The organism is Flavobacterium sp. Root935, from assembly GCF_001429295.1.
In the GTDB taxonomy this organism is placed as follows: domain Bacteria; phylum Bacteroidota; class Bacteroidia; order Flavobacteriales; family Flavobacteriaceae; genus Flavobacterium.
The window spans coordinates 874,455-889,555 of the sequence record NZ_LMJL01000007.1 but is presented as its reverse complement, the minus strand read 5'-3'; the positions used below and the strand labels follow the sequence as shown (position 1 = coordinate 889,555).

The window sequence follows — 15,101 nt, the reverse complement described above, 5'->3', positions numbered from 1 at the left end:
CAAAATTCATATATTACGGGTTCCCATAATAATGTAATTAGTTAATTAAAGTATATTTGTTTTATATTATTGCAACTCTTACTTTTGTAAGAAATTCTTTCAATAATAATATCGAAATACTAATAAAGCGTTTCGAATAAATAATATTATGAATAATTTAATTATGGAGAATAATCTCAATTTTATTGATTTATTTGCCGGAGCATCTGGTATGTCTGAAGGATTTATCAAAGCAGGTTTTAATCCTGTTTCTCATATCGAAATGAATCCAGAAGCATGTTTAACTATCAAAACTAGAGCAGCATATCATTATTTAAAGTCAAAAAACAATCTTGATTTATACTATAAGTATATTAAAAATGAAATCACTGCGGAAAATTTTTATAAAGAAATTCCAGATGAAATTCTTAATTCAGTAGTAAATATTGAAATCAATGATGAGACTATTTCTGGGCTATTTGATAAAATAAAAGAGTCTGGAAAAAAAATTGACTTGATAATTGGCGGTCCTCCTTGTCAAGCTTATTCTCTACTAAGGAGACATCAAGAAGACATTGAAAAAGATCCAAGAAATAAATTATATATTCAATACGGAAGATTCCTGAAAGAATTTAAACCAAAAGCATTTGTTTTTGAAAATGTTCCTGGATTATTAACCGCAAACAAAGGAGAACATTTCAAGAATCTAAAAGCATATTTTAGAAGACTTGGTTATGAAGTACATCATGATACTTTAATCGCATCAGATTTTGGTGTTTTACAAGCTCGTAAAAGAATTATAATTGTTGGATGGCGAAAAGAAAATGACTTTGGATTTCCAGAATTCGAAAAAATAATTCATGAATATAAAGTAAACGATGCTTTTCAGGATTTGCCTAAACTAAAACCCGGAGAAGGCTTTAAAACTGTAAATTATACTCAAATCAAAAATGAGTATCTTGAAAAGTTTGAATTGAGAAATGGAGTCGATTTTGTGACACAACATATTTCAAGACCACATAATTCTAGAGATTTAGCTATTTACAAAACAGCTATTCAAAAATGGAATAAAGGACAAGAAAGATTACGTTATCCAGATTTACCAGAAGAATTAAAAACACATAAAAACGAAACAGCATTTACAGATAGATATAAAGTAATTGATGGATTGGGAATTTCTCACACGGTTGTAGCGCATATTGCGAAAGACGGGCATTATTATATTCATCCTGATGTAAAGCAATGCCGTTCTATTTCTGTTCGTGAAGCAGCAAGATTACAATCATTTCCTGATGATTTCTATTTTGAAGGTTCACGTTCTGCAGCATTTAAACAAATTGGTAATGCAGTTCCTCCTTTAATGGCGAATGCAATCGCTAAAAAAATTAAAGATTTACTATTATGAGTTCTGAGACTATTGAATCAGGTGAGTTTGTTTTTAAACCAAAAGCTCGCATAATTAAAACTATTGGCGAAGAATTAATAAGTAACGATATTGTCGCAATCATAGAATTGGTTAAAAACAGTTATGATGCTAATTCTGAAATAGTTGAAATTTCATTTATTGGTGAAGTAAAAACAATAGAAGAAGGTAAAAAACAAAAAAAAGTTATATGTAAGGAAAACGCAGCTATAATTATTCTAGATCAAGGAACAGGCATGGATTTTTCTACTATTCGAGATGCTTGGATGGAACCAGCTACTAACTTTAAAAAAACTAATCAAAATTCTAAACGAAAATTCACTGGTGAAAAGGGCATAGGGCGTTTTGCTTCAGCTAAATTAGCAACCAATCTTCAATTAATTTCAAAAAAACAAGGCCAAAATGAAATTGTTGTAAATTTTAATTGGGATGATTTTTCTAATGAAGAAGACTATCTTGACAAAATTAAAACTAAATGGGAAATTAGACTTCCAAGAGAGATTGAAAATAGTGGGACGATTCTAAAATTAACCAATCTTAATATTGACTGGAATGAAGAAAAAATAAGAGAATTAAGGGTCGCTCTATCAAGATTATTGAATCCAATTGTCCCTTCAGAAGATTTTTTAATTAATCTTAATACTCCTAGTGAATTAAACTCTTTAAGTGGATTAATTGAAAGACCTGAGACTTTAAACAGACCTGATTACTATATCAAAGGTTCTATTTCCGAAATTGGAAGACCTTCTGATCTAAAATATTATAGTAAAGTACTAGGAAAAGAAGAAACACTGTCTTTTTCTAATCAAGATTTTACTCTTAAAAATCCTTTACGAAATTCAACTGCAGGAAAATTCAATTTCGAGTTTAGAGTTTGGAACAGAGACGATCTAAATAAACTTTCAAAAGAAATTAATTCCAACATTAAGAATGTCAAAAAAGACTTAGATGATTTATCTGGAATTAGTATATATCGAGACAACATTCGAGTTCTTCCATATGGCAATAAAAATGATGATTGGTTGCGTCTGGACATAAGAAGAGTCAATAATCCTACTATGAGATTAAGTAACAATCAAATTGTTGGCTATATATCAATAAGTTTAGATGATAACCCAGAACTTAAAGACCAGAGTAATAGAGAAGGAATTGTAGAAGGCCAAGCATTTGAGGATATAAAGGAACTTATTAAATTAATTTTGAATGAAGTTGAAGACAGGAGATATCGTGAAAGACCAAGAGAAAGTGAAAACATTTCCATCCACAAAGAAAACTTATTTAATAGATTTTCATTAAAATCTTTAAGTACATTAATTCAAGAAAAAATACCTACTAATAATGAAGTCATTACTGCAGTAGAAAAGAAAGAAGCAGAAATACAAGAAGGGGTAAAAAAAGTTCAAGAGGTTATTTCTAGATATAGAAGATTAACTACTTTAGGCCAATTGATTGATGTTATTTTACATGATGGAAGTAATTATTTAGCAAAAATTGATGCCCAAACTCATTTAATTAATAAAGCCCTAAAAAAACCAGAAAACACTACAGAAGAGATATTCAAATTAACATCCAACATTCAAGATATAAGAAAGGAATTTGCCCAACTTTTCAGAAGAATTGAACCTTTTGGGGGAAGGAAAAGAGGAAGACCAAAAAATGTTATTGTTGAAGATATTATTCGAAGTCAATTCCTTTTGAATCATTCTGATCTAGAAAGATTAAACATTACATATAAAATATCCGATACTAATAATATAGTTTCCATAGATGAGGGTGAATTAGGGATTATAATAATGAATTTAATACAAAATTCAATTTACTGGCTTGAAAGTAAAAATACTGAAAGAAAAATTGACGTAGAAATTATAAAAGATAGCAATGAGCTCTCAATAATATTTAGCGACAATGGACCTGGAATCAAAAATGGAGCAGAAAAATTAATTTTCGATCCATATTATAGCACAAAACCAGATGGTATAGGATTAGGTCTTTCGATAGTGGGAGAATTAATTTCTGAATATGATGGGGATTTCATGCTTGTTGACAACGGACCTTTAGAAGGAGCTACTTTTAAAATAATTTTTAGATATAGAATATGAAAAAAATAAATATACTCTGCGTTGATGATGAATTGCAAAATAGAGAAGATTTATCAGCAATACTAAATGATGAAATAATCGAAAATCATATTTTAAAAGTAGAAACATTAGATAGTTTTGAAAATGCTTTTGAACAAATATCTCAAAGAAAGTATCATATCATTATTTTAGACATCTTTCAAGGAAAACCGGAAGATAACGGAAACAAATTAGGAATAGATGTTCTTGCAAAAATTCAAGATAATCTTTTTATCCCAGTGATCTTTTTTTCAGGAAATGCCGGTTCTGTTGAAGATTTACGATCTGAAATTATAGGAGTAGTTAGAAAAAGTGATGGGTATGATCAGCTGAAAAAAGAGATTACAAGATTAATTTTGTCAAATCTTCCTTTTATTAAAGAAAATATTACACTCCATTTGGAAGAAGAATTCAAAAATTATTTTTGGGGCATAATTCACGAAAAAAGAGAAATTTTCATTCAGGGACAAAATGATTTCTCACTAGGCTACTTAATGTTAAGAAAACTAGGCAATTCTCTTTCAAAAGATAAAATATCGCAAATAATTGGAAGTAATAATATTGCTATAGATAAAGTCCATCCAATGGAATTTTATATTTATCCTACAGATACTGCCAAAGAATATGAAGTTGGTGAATTGCTTGAGAAAGAAGGCGAAGTTTATGTAATTCTCACTCCAACTTGTGATTTAGTTGTTCGTACCAATGGAAAAAGAAAGTCTGATACTTTATTACTTGCCAAATCGACACTATTGACTGATTTAGAAGATTACAAGCAGTATAGTAAATTAAAAGACCTACAAGAAAAAAGTGCCAAAGATTTAGAAAGAGAAAAAAATTATCAAGGCAAATTAAAAAACTGGACAAAAAATAATCAGGGAGAAAAAGATAAATATTTTTTCCTACCAGGTACTCCTTTTCTGGAAAATAGAATTATTGATTTTCAAAAAAAAATAATGGTTGATTATAATAATTTAAATGAATATACAAGATTGGTTAAATTAGATGCACCTTTTGCAGAATCAATGGTCTCAACTTTCATACGATATTATAATCGTATTGGTTTTCCAGATATTGATAGTGATTATCTCATTAACAGACTGTAACTAAAATATAAATCTATTCTTCAAACTATCTCAAAAAGCCACTTTCCAGTGGCTTTTTTAATTTCTATTCAACATCCAAATAAGGATCTAAAATCTCCGCCAATTTATTCAGCCAGTAAAAGCTTTCATCCAGACTGATATTTTCTTGTTGTAAAAATTCAGTTTCGTGCATTACATTTAAGGCAAGAATATAATTTACTTGTCGAATGCTTTTTGCCATACTTTTGGCATCAATAGAATTGTTGAAGAATTCAGTTAACCTTAATTCTGTTTCTTTTGAAAAGGTTTTTGCACTCATAATTTTGCATTTAGGAAATATAAAACCCGCATAGATTAGGTGTCCTACGCTGCAAAGAGCGTTGCGATTGTTTCCAATACCGCCACCATACCACACGGGCAATAATTTTTTTTGTATTCATATATTTTGCATTTAGGAAGTACAAACATACGAAAACAAAAAATAAATTGTAAGTTTTTTCTTTATTAAAATTTATTGATTCTAAGTTGCAATCTAAATTACAAAATTGAAAAATAAATCTCCCGAAAATTCATAATATTTCCTTAACTCACTTGGCTTTTCCTTCTAAAATGGATAGATTTGAGAAACAATCATTAAATACAATCCGTTATGAAAGTACAAATCAACACCGACAAGAATATTGATGGACATGCAAGATTAGAAAGTTACTTTTCTGCAGAATTAGAAAAAGGTTTAGCTCGTTTTGAGGATAAAATTACCCGAATAGAAGTTCATTTTGGAGATGAAAATGGAGAAAAATTCAGTCTGCAAGACAAAAAATGCGTAATCGAAGTTCGTCCTGTAAAATTACAGCCAATCACTGTTACAGAACACGCTGATACACTGGAAAAAGCATTCAGCGGCGCTTTGGCAAAAATCAAAAAATCGTTGACTACAACTTTCGAAAAAATAAAAGCACATTAATAGTTGCGCTTATTTCTATAAAAAAAGGACGTTTCATTTGAAACGTCCTTTCTGTTTTATATCAATTCGATTACTGATTTATGACTTTGGCAGCGGAGCTCCAACTGCAATATCGCAGCGATGTCCAGGTTTTCCGTGTGCTGGATTTAGTCCGTCTGCTACTGCGTTATCGGTACTTTCTGTACTTAACAATGCTGGAACTGCATTTGATGGCGGAGGCGTTACAGTAAAACTTTGAGAAACCGATCCGCTTTGTGCTGTATTTGGAGTTGCTGCAGTAGTTTTTGCTGCAGGTGAATTTAACGGCGCTCCAACTGGAATATCACATCTATGTCCTGGCTGTCCGTGCGGCGGATTCATTCCTTTGGCAACTTTAACTGGCGTTGCTGTAGTTGTAACTACCTTTTGTTGATTGGGATTTACTTGAACAGTTTGTCCTTGAGTCGCTTGTACTTGTTGTGTTGGCGCAGAATTTAAAGGTGCTCCAACAGCAATATCACAGCGGTGTCCTGGCTGTCCGTGTGCTGGGTTCAGTCCTTTTGTATCGCTCAAAACTGTATTAGGGTTTGCAGCTGGAGTTTGTACAACCGGTGCTGCAGCTTTTGTAGTATCTTTTGCAAGTCCTAACCTTACCAATTCAGAGGTTGCTGTACTTTCTTGAGGCTCTAATTCTTTTTTACAAGAAACAAATAATAGAGAAGTTATAGCGAGTGAACTTATAAGTATTTTTGGATTCATTGGGGCGGTATTTAAAAATCTCTCAAATATAATCGTTTTTTCGTGATTACGCCATATCAGATTTTTTTAGAAATTAATCTGTGTTTATTTCCTTGGATCTTTTAAAATCTGCGTGAAACCAGAATTATAAAAACTTCCACTTTCTTATATCAATTATATGGTTCGAAAAAATTAATACCTTTAAACTCAAATAATACATCTCATGAAAAAAACATTTTTACTTCTTTTATTCGTTGCTTCTTTTGCAAATGCTCAAACTGAGAAAGACAAAATAAATCAAACTTTAGATGATTGGCACAAAGCCGCTGCCGACGTAAAATTTGATGCTTATTTCAATACTTTGGCAGACGATGCTATTTATATAGGAACCGATGCAACCGAAAATTGGCAGAAAAAGGATTTTAAAACTTGGGCAAAACCGTATTTCGATAAAGGAACAACGTGGAACTTTAAAGCATTAGAACGCCACATCTTTTTTGACAAAACTGGAAAATTAGCTTGGTTTGACGAATTGCTGGACACTCAAATGAAAATCTGCCGTGGTTCTGGCGTTTTGGTAAAAGTGGGTAAAGAATGGAAAATCCAGCATTATGTTTTATCCATGACTATTCCGAATGACGAAGTTGATGCTGTAACCAAAATCAAATCTCCAATTGAAGATGCTTTAATAGCAAAGCTTCAAAAGAAATAAAACATTTTAGGCTTTTCTTATTATAAACATAACTTTTATAGCACTTTACGAAACGTATTGAGAAATTAATTTTAATAAATTCGGCAAAAACGACACTTTTTTGTAACTTTAAAATAGGATACTGTCAAAAAAACACCTCTTATTTTAAAAAATCAACCAAAATAAGATCAGCACCTCTATTTTAACAGCCTTCAAAACAAGAATCTTTATTTTTTTTTAACTTTGACCCCAAAAAAAATAGGGTTAACTAAGTATTTTAAAAATGAAAATAGAAAAACGCTGGATTATTTCCTTTATCATGATCAGTGTCGTATGTACGATAGGTGCATTTTGGCCAACAGTAACAGAAAATAGTTATGTCCTATCAGAATTTGGAACTACAGATCATATTGTTCCTGCCGATGTTGCCTGGATGCTTACTTCAAGCTGTCTGGTACTAATCATGACTCCTGGATTGTCTTTCTTTTACGGCGGAATGGTTGGTAAAAAGAATGTAATTTCAACTATGCTTCAAAGTTTTATCTGCCTAGGAGTGGTAACGCTTTTATGGGTTGTGGTAGCTTTTAGTCTTGCTTTTGGAGAACCGGTTGGTTTTGGTTCTGGAGATCATTTTTACAGCTTTTTCGGGAATCCAACAACTTTTGCTTTTATGGATTATGTTGGGGTTCTGCCTCATAAACAATTGGCAAATACGATTCCGTTTATGCTTTTTGCTTTGTTTCAAATGAAATTTGCCATCATTTGTCCTGCGATTATCACGGGTTCGTTTGCAGAACGTGTTCGTTTTATTTCTTATTTAGTTTTCATTAGTTTATTTACCATTTTTATATACGCTCCTTTATGCCACGCCGTTTGGTATCCGACAGGGGTTTTAGGAAGTTATTTTGGTGTTAAAGATTTCGCTGGAGGAACTGTAGTTCATATGAGTTCTGGTTTTGCAGCTTTGGCTGGTGTTATTGTTTTAGGAAAAAGAAAAAACAGTCAGCATATTCCAACCAATATTCCCTTTGTATTATTAGGAACTGGAATGCTTTGGTTTGGATGGTTCGGTTTCAACGCTGGTTCTGCTCTTGCTGCCAACGGAACAGCCGCTATGGCTTTTGCAACTACTACAACCTCATCTGCAGCCGCAATGTTAACGTGGATCTTCTTTGACCGAATGAACGGAAGAAAAGTTTCTGCATTAGGTGCCTGTATCGGAGCGGTTGTTGGTCTTGTGGCGATTACCCCTGCTGCGGGATATATCTCTGTACCAGAAAGTATGTTCTTCGGATTTGTAACGGCTTTGGTTTCTAACACAGCTGTAAATTGTAAATATTCAAAAAGATTTGACGATACACTTGACGTTTTTGCCTGTCACGGTGTTGGCGGAATTATGGGAATGATTTTAACGGCTATTTTTGCTCACGGAGAAAACGCTAGTTTACTTCACGGAGGCTGGAATGTTTTTGGACATCACATGATGGCATTGGTATTGGTTTCTATCTTTACTTTCTTCGGAGCTTATTTCTTGTTTAAAGTAACCAATTTCATTATTCCGTTAAGGGTTTCTGAGGAGTCAGAACACATCGGACTGGATTTATCACAACACGACGAAACTTTAGATCCAAAATCTAAACCAATTACAGAACCTCATTACGGTTAATATTTTGTTTTGCCACGAATTTCACTAATTTTCACTAATTTCTTTTCGCACTCAGTTAAAATTGATTCGTGAAAATTTGTGAAATTCGTGGCAAAACAAAATATACTTCATAGAAATTCGTTGCTGATAAAATTTAAACCGCAATTACATCTTATCCATTCGTTTATATTCCTTAATTTTGCGGAAAATTTTTGTAAAAAGTGGGAAGTAAAAATAAACTTAAGAGATTCAGAGAAAACGAAACATTTCAAAACGTTTTTCAACCAACCAGAGAAGAAGTTGTTGGCGATTTAATGCCTTTAAGAGGAAAATGGAATTCTGATTTCTTTAAAAACGATAATCCTTTAGTTTTAGAATTAGGATGCGGTAAAGGAGAATATTCTGTTGGATTAGCTGAAAAATACCCAGACAAAAATTTTATCGGAATTGACATTAAAGGCGCGCGTTTCTGGCGTGGTGCTAAAACAGCTGTTGAAAACGGTTTGCATAATGTTGCTTTTGTACGTACTCAAATCGAATTGATCGATCATATTTTTGCTGAAAATGAAGTAGACGAAATCTGGATTACTTTCCCAGATCCGCAGATCAAATACAAAAGAACCAAACACAGAATGACAAATTCTGAGTTCTTGAAATTATACAAAAAGATCCTGAAAAAAGACGGTGTCGTAAACCTTAAAACCGACAGCGAATTTATGCACGGATATACGCTTGGATTGCTTCATGGTGAAGGCCACGAAGTTTTATATGCTAATCATAATGTTTACAAAAATGAAGGAAGCCCAGAAGTTGTAACTTCAATCCAGACATTTTATGAGAAACAATATTTAGAAATTAACAAGGCAATTACGTATATTCGTTTCAAAATTAAAGACTAATTTTAGTTCTGAAAACTATCTTTTAACCACTTAAACAACTGAATGGTATATCTTACTCCATTACTTTCAGGTTTTATTGCCGCCGCTATTGGGATTATTCCACCAGGATTAATCAACATGACAGCAGCCAAAATAAACTTGAAAGAAGGAAAAAAGAATGCTTTTTGGTTTGTTATTGGTGCGGTTTTGGTGATTTTTTTCCAAGTTTATGTAGCTGTTTTATTTGCTCGTGTAATTGACAACCGCCCAGATGTGGTAACGCTTTTGCGCGAAGTAGGTTTTGTAATTTTTTCTATCCTTACAATTTACTTTTTGTTTATTGCAAAAGATCCGATAACTAAGAAAAAATCAAAAATAAAGAAGAGTAGTAAAAAAAGTCGATTCTTCCTCGGGATGCTGCTTTCGAGCTTAAACTTTTTTCCAATTCCTTATTATGTTGTGGTAAGTGTCACTTTGGCTTCGTACCATCTTTTTGTATTCGAAAACAATATCATTTTTACCTTTGTGCTCGGTTCGGTAATAGGTTCATTTGCCGTTTTATACAGCTATATTGCCTTCTTCGGCAGAATTGAAAAGAAAACCGATTACCTGATGCGAAATATGAATACTATCATTGGAAGCATTACAGGCTTGGTTGCAATTGTAACACTTTTTAATATTTTAAATTATTATTTCGGTTAATTTTATAGCCACAGATTGAAAGGATTAAAATAATTTTCTATTTTGTGGTGAATAATTTTTTCAAGCAGATATATTTATCCGGCAGATTAATTAAATTTATTCAATTTCAATCTGCTTAAATCTGCAAAATCTGCGTGAAACTTGAATCTAATACGCGATAAAAAATAAATCATGGCTGAGGAAAATTTTTTCGAAAGAGTTTATACAATCGCAAGACAGATTCCGTACGGAAAAGTAACCTCTTATGGTGCAATTGCAAAAGCCTTGGGAGCCGCCCGTTCTGCCAGGATGGTTGGCTGGGCAATGAATGCCTGCCATAATATGGACGATGTTCCAGCTCACAGAGTTGTAAACCAAAAAGGACTTTTAACAGGAAAGCATCACTTTGACGGAACGAATTTAATGCAGCAGCTTTTAGAGAACGAAGGAATTAAAGTTGTCAATAACCAAATTGTAGATTTAGAAAAACACTTTTGGAAACCAGAAGTCGAACTTTAAGTTTTTTGAACCATATAAGTTCGTTTCTTTGCGCGATTAAATACCAATAACTTTGCGTAAAATTTATACGCAATGTTTAAATGAACTTATATCACTTATATGGTTCAAAAAAATCAAATCAAGCAAATAACAAAATCTGTTTTCTCTTCATCGGTTTGGTAGCTTAAATAACCACCGTGCGCTTCGATGATATTTTTAGAAAGCGTCAAGCCAATACCAGCGCCGTCTTTTCTAGTTGTGAAGAAAGGCAAGAAAACTTTATCTCTAATTTCAGGATCTACTCCTCTTCCATTATCAGAAATTATAATAAAGAAACGATTGTTTTCGGTATAGCTGGAAAGAATTAATTTCTTTTCTGTTTTTTCTTTTAAAGCATGAATACTATTGGTAATCAAATTAATAATCACTTGTTCCATTTGGTTTTTATCTATCAAAATAGAACGGGAGCTATTGATTTCATTAACCAATTCGATGCCTTCTGCTTTCAAAATCGGACTCATAATTCGCAGACAATCTTCAAACAAGGCATTAATGGGCGTGATTTGTTTATTTGGTGTCGGAAGCATGGCTAGTTTTCTATAATTTTCAACAAACACCTGTAAATGATCGCTGCGGTTTATAATGGTCGAAATACTGCTTTTAATATCTTCAAAATCATCTTCTTCTAGCTTTTCCTGATCTACAATGTGAAGTAAATTCTGTGAAAGCGCCCGAATCGGCGTTAAGGAATTCATTAATTCATGCGAAATGATTTTCATTAAATTAATCCACGCTTCTTTTTCTTTTTTCTCAATCACACGCTGAATGCTGTCTAATAGAATAATAAAATATTCCTTATCATACGTTGATGTATGCGAAGTCTGCAGCATAAAAGTCTGCAGATCCTGATCTTCAATTTTGATCGAAATAGCAGTTTTTAGTTCTGTAAAACCAACATTTTCGATTTCGCTGCAAAGCGCAGGAATATAATTTTTTAGGTATTTCCAATGACTCACTTTCGGCACTTTGAATAAGTTCGAAAAGCAGTCATTCATTATAAAAATCGACCAAGTATCATTTTCTTTTTCTAAAATTAAAGCTGCAGTATCAATGCTGTTCAATATCGAACGATAAATCAATTCTTTTGAAATCTGCTCCTGTTTTTGAACTTTTAAAGTATCATACAAAAGATATAAACTCTTGAAATTGTCTTTTTTATGTTCTTCTTGAAAATGCGTAGAAAAGTCATTGTGCAAAATGGAGTTTATCGTTTTGTCATAAAACAATAATTGGCTCTTGACAAAAAAGTACATTTCGAACAGAAAAATCAATACAAAAAAACCAGCTAAAATGGCGTTGAATCGAAATCCTTTGTAAAGCAGCAAAACACTGCATAAAAAAAGAATCATGACAAACAAAACCCTTACAAACAAAGCGTTATAAAATTTCCAATTCTTCATGTTTTATTTTTTATTGCCATAGATTTTAAGAATTAAAAAGATTGATCTTAATCACCAACCTAAATTAAATCTAATCGCGCAGCATATAATAATCATTTTTAATCTTCTAAATTTGCGGCAAAACTTAATTTAAGTCTAATTCTTTAAATCATATTTTTCGATTCTTCGATACAGGGCGGCGCGTGACAAACCTAATTCTTCGGCTGTTTTAGAAATATTTCCGTTATGTTTAAATAATGCTTTTTCGATTGCGCTTTTCTCCATTTCAGACAACGGATTTTCATCGTTTTCCTGAATTTCTTCAAAATCTAGAATATCCAAATCGATTACAGAAATTGTATTGTTTTCAGACAAAATTAAAGCTCGTTCAATTTTATTTTCCATTTCACGAACGTTTCCTTTCCAAGGATATCGCTCTAAATATGGAGCTGCATTGTCATCAAAACGCCATCCCGAAGCATCGGGACTCTGATTGTATTTTTCTGCAATCTGCTGCAGGATAAAATTTGCCATTGGCACAATATCGTCTTTTCTTTCGCGCAGAGATGGCAGATTTATTTCCATCGTATTTATTCTATACAATAAATCTTCGCGAAAAGTTTTGTTCTTTACTTCGGCTTTAATATCGCTGTTGGTCGCGGCAATAACACGTACATTTAAAGGTCTGGGTTTGCTTTCGCCTAAACGCGTAACGGTTTTAGTTTGTAAAACGTGAAGCAATTTAGCCTGAAGATGAAGCGGAATATTTCCTATTTCATCTAAAAAAATCGTTCCGTTTGAAGCGTTTTCAAAACGTCCGGGAGTGTCAATTTTTGCATCTGTAAAAGCTCCTTTTGCATAACCAAAAAGCTCGCTTTCGAATAAATTATCACTTAACGAACCTAAATCGACATGTACAAAAGGCTGGTTTTTTCTTTCAGAATGCTGATGAATAAATTCGGCAAAAACATATTTACCAGTTCCATTTTCGCCTAAAATCAAAACATTAGCATCCGTCTTAGCTACTTTTTCAGCTATGGAATAGGCTTGTTTTATTTTGACTGAAGTTCCGACAAAATATTTCTTTTCGGTTTTTTCATTTTTATCCAAAGATGTTTTCTTGCTGTTCTTTCTGCTTTCAACTACAGCTTTATCAATCGTCTCTAAGAGTTTTTCATTGTTCCAAGGTTTTAGAACATAATCAAAAGCTCCAATTTTTATTCCTTCTACAGCCGTTTCAATTTTACCAAAAGCTGTCATTAAAATCACAATAGTTTGCGGCGAAAGTGTTTTAATTTCTTTCAGCCAATGAATTCCTTCCCTCCCATCTTCAAAACCAATTCGGTAATTCATGTCAAGCAAAACCACATTTATTTCATTTTCACTTAAAATTGAAATGATTTTTTTGGGACTATTTGTTGTAAAAATCGTCTCAAAATGCTTTTTAAGAATCATTTTTGCCGAAAAAAGAATTTCTTCCTGATCGTATACAACTAATATTTGGGCTTGTTTCTTTCTCATGTGGTATTTTTTCTGTCCGCTTCCGAACGGTCAACTGTTCATTATCGAACACTAGTTTTTCAAAGCGGTTTTAAAAGCTTCTTTAAAATCAAGACTTTACAAATAATAAATTTTATGGCACAGTATTTACCTATTGATTATCAGTAAAATATTGAAAAAAATGGACAAGATAATTCCTCGTAAAAGTAAAAAATTTAGATATCTCGCAATAGCAATTGCTGTTTTTTTAGCTTTGGCGGTAATCATCATTTTTGCTTTTAACACCAAAAGAACTTTAAATGTAAAAACTGAAGAATTGGTAATTCAAAAAGCTGAAAAAGCTTTTTTTGAAGACTTTGTTGTTTTTCAGGCAAAAGTTGAACCTTTAAATGTAATGCTTGTAAACGTTACTGAAGGCGGTTCTGTAAAAGAAATTTTTGTAGAAAATGGTGCAATGGTGACCAAAGGGCAATCGCTGGCTCGTTTATACAATCCGAATACAGAATTGAATTATTTGACTCAGGAAACGGCTATTATCGAACAAATCAACAACTTAAATACAGGGAAATTAAATATCCGAAATCAAGAACTAAATTTAACCAAAGATTTTGTTTTAATCGAACATGATTACAACGATGCCAAAAGATTATATGATGTAAACGCTAAATTGTTTGCCAAAGATGTAATCTCGAAAAACGATTGGAATACTTTTAAGGAAAGTCTTCGTTTTCAGGAAGAACGCAAAAGAACGATTCAGCAGAGTATTCAAAAAGAGAAACAAACCAATCAAATTCAGATTTCTCAAATTAATCGTTCGATTCAAACTATGGAGAAAAGTTTGGAAATTCTTAGAAACAACAAAAAGAATTTTTTAATCACAGCGCCAGAATCTGGAAGATTAACTTCTTTTGAACCTGTTTTAGGAAAAACTTTTCAAGCTGGGGAAAGCATTGGAAAAATCGATTCAAAACGCGGTTACAAACTTTCTGCTGATGTTGATGAGTTTTACCTAGAAAAAATTAGAGAAGGTTTAAAAGGCCAGGTTGAATACAAAGGAAAAAATCTTGAGGTTTTGGTTACCAAAGTTATCCCAGAAGTAAAAAGCGGCCACTTTACAGTTGAATTGGTTTTTACTTCAAAAGAAGATATTGCACTGCAAGACGGACTTAGCTTTGGCGTGAAACTAATTTTATCTGAAAAGAACAAAACTCTTGTAATTCCAAAAGGAAGTTTTAATCAGGAAACAGCAGGAAAATGGATTTTTGTAGTAAAAGGAAATAAAGCCGAAAGAAGAAATATAAAACTAGGACGCGAAAATCCTGCTTACTATGAAGTTTTAGAAGGTATAAAAGAAGGCGAATCTGTAATTACTTCTTCTTATTCTGACTATAAAGATATCGAGGAACTTTCGCTTGACAAGTAATTTTTGTTTCAAGTTTCAGGCTTCAGGTTTCACGCCGCCAACCAACCTGAAACCTGAAACT

At 32.5% G+C, this 15,101-nt stretch carries 14 protein-coding genes; 10 read left to right on the top strand and 4 right to left on the bottom strand.

Going from position 1 to position 15,101, the window contains the following annotated elements:
* Window positions 1-148: 148 nt before the first annotated feature.
* From ASE40_RS05365 to ASE40_RS05355, 3 genes are read left to right on the top strand one after another with little or no spacing between them, the layout of a single operon-like run.
* A complete protein-coding gene (locus ASE40_RS05365) occupies window positions 149-1,384 on the top strand; it encodes a DNA cytosine methyltransferase (RefSeq protein WP_241774323.1) in 1,236 nt (411 codons plus the stop codon).
* The gene (locus ASE40_RS05360; RefSeq protein WP_057115899.1) at window positions 1,381-3,501 is read left to right on the top strand and encodes an ATP-binding protein; all 2,121 of its coding nucleotides are present in this window, start codon (window positions 1,381-1,383) and stop codon (window positions 3,499-3,501) included. Before ASE40_RS05365 ends, ASE40_RS05360 begins: the two co-directional genes overlap by 4 nt.
* Complete coding sequence (locus ASE40_RS05355; protein WP_057115898.1) at window positions 3,498-4,625, top strand: response regulator; 1,128 nt, start codon at window positions 3,498-3,500, stop codon at window positions 4,623-4,625. Before ASE40_RS05360 ends, ASE40_RS05355 begins: the two co-directional genes overlap by 4 nt.
* 64 nt (window positions 4,626-4,689) lie before the next feature.
* Here ASE40_RS05355 and ASE40_RS05350 read toward each other — a convergent pair whose 3' ends face one another.
* A complete protein-coding gene (locus ASE40_RS05350) occupies window positions 4,690-4,923 on the bottom strand; it encodes a hypothetical protein (RefSeq protein ID WP_057115897.1) in 234 nt (77 codons plus the stop codon).
* A gap of 330 nt (window positions 4,924-5,253) precedes the next feature.
* Here ASE40_RS05350 and ASE40_RS05345 point away from each other — a divergent pair, with 330 nt between their 5' ends.
* Window positions 5,254-5,568, top strand: a complete 315-nt coding sequence (locus ASE40_RS05345) for an HPF/RaiA family ribosome-associated protein (RefSeq protein WP_057115896.1) — start codon at window positions 5,254-5,256, stop codon at window positions 5,566-5,568.
* 78 nt (window positions 5,569-5,646) lie between these two features.
* Here ASE40_RS05345 and ASE40_RS05340 read toward each other — a convergent pair whose 3' ends face one another.
* Window positions 5,647-6,306, bottom strand: a complete 660-nt coding sequence (locus ASE40_RS05340) for a hypothetical protein (RefSeq protein WP_057115895.1) — start codon at window positions 6,304-6,306, stop codon at window positions 5,647-5,649.
* Between the two features lie 202 nt (window positions 6,307-6,508).
* Here ASE40_RS05340 and ASE40_RS05335 point away from each other — a divergent pair, with 202 nt between their 5' ends.
* The 5 genes from ASE40_RS05335 to ASE40_RS05315 all read left to right on the top strand — a co-directional run bounded on the left by ASE40_RS05335 (window position 6,509) and on the right by ASE40_RS05315 (window position 10,699).
* The gene (locus ASE40_RS05335) at window positions 6,509-6,997 is read left to right on the top strand and encodes a nuclear transport factor 2 family protein (protein WP_057115894.1); all 489 of its coding nucleotides are present in this window, start codon (window positions 6,509-6,511) and stop codon (window positions 6,995-6,997) included.
* Between the two features lie 262 nt (window positions 6,998-7,259).
* A complete protein-coding gene (locus ASE40_RS05330) occupies window positions 7,260-8,642 on the top strand; it encodes an ammonium transporter (protein WP_057115893.1) in 1,383 nt (460 codons plus the stop codon).
* A gap of 200 nt (window positions 8,643-8,842) precedes the next feature.
* Window positions 8,843-9,520: a tRNA (guanosine(46)-N7)-methyltransferase TrmB gene (trmB, locus tag ASE40_RS05325; RefSeq protein WP_057115891.1), complete on the top strand. Its 678-nt coding sequence runs from the start codon at window positions 8,843-8,845 to the stop codon at window positions 9,518-9,520.
* 42 nt (window positions 9,521-9,562) lie between these two features.
* Complete coding sequence (locus ASE40_RS05320) at window positions 9,563-10,201, top strand: LysE family transporter (protein ID WP_057115888.1); 639 nt, start codon at window positions 9,563-9,565, stop codon at window positions 10,199-10,201.
* Window positions 10,202-10,372: 171 nt separating this feature from the next.
* Window positions 10,373-10,699 carry an MGMT family protein gene (locus ASE40_RS05315; RefSeq protein ID WP_057115886.1) on the top strand — a complete coding sequence of 109 codons (327 nt, stop codon included), beginning with the start codon at window positions 10,373-10,375 and terminating at the stop codon, window positions 10,697-10,699.
* Window positions 10,700-10,812: 113 nt separating this feature from the next.
* On the opposite strand, the gene ASE40_RS05310 is transcribed toward ASE40_RS05315, so the two are convergent.
* Both ASE40_RS05310 and ASE40_RS05305 read right to left on the bottom strand, forming a co-directional pair.
* The gene (locus ASE40_RS05310) at window positions 10,813-12,138 is read right to left on the bottom strand and encodes a sensor histidine kinase (RefSeq protein ID WP_057115883.1); all 1,326 of its coding nucleotides are present in this window, start codon (window positions 12,136-12,138) and stop codon (window positions 10,813-10,815) included.
* Between the two features lie 135 nt (window positions 12,139-12,273).
* A complete protein-coding gene (locus tag ASE40_RS05305; protein WP_057115880.1) occupies window positions 12,274-13,638 on the bottom strand; it encodes a sigma-54-dependent transcriptional regulator in 1,365 nt (454 codons plus the stop codon).
* Window positions 13,639-13,798: 160 nt separating this feature from the next.
* Between ASE40_RS05305 and ASE40_RS05300 the strand changes: the two genes are divergently transcribed.
* Window positions 13,799-15,040, top strand: a complete 1,242-nt coding sequence (locus ASE40_RS05300) for an efflux RND transporter periplasmic adaptor subunit (RefSeq protein WP_082586748.1) — start codon at window positions 13,799-13,801, stop codon at window positions 15,038-15,040.
* Window positions 15,041-15,101: the final 61 nt, after the last annotated feature.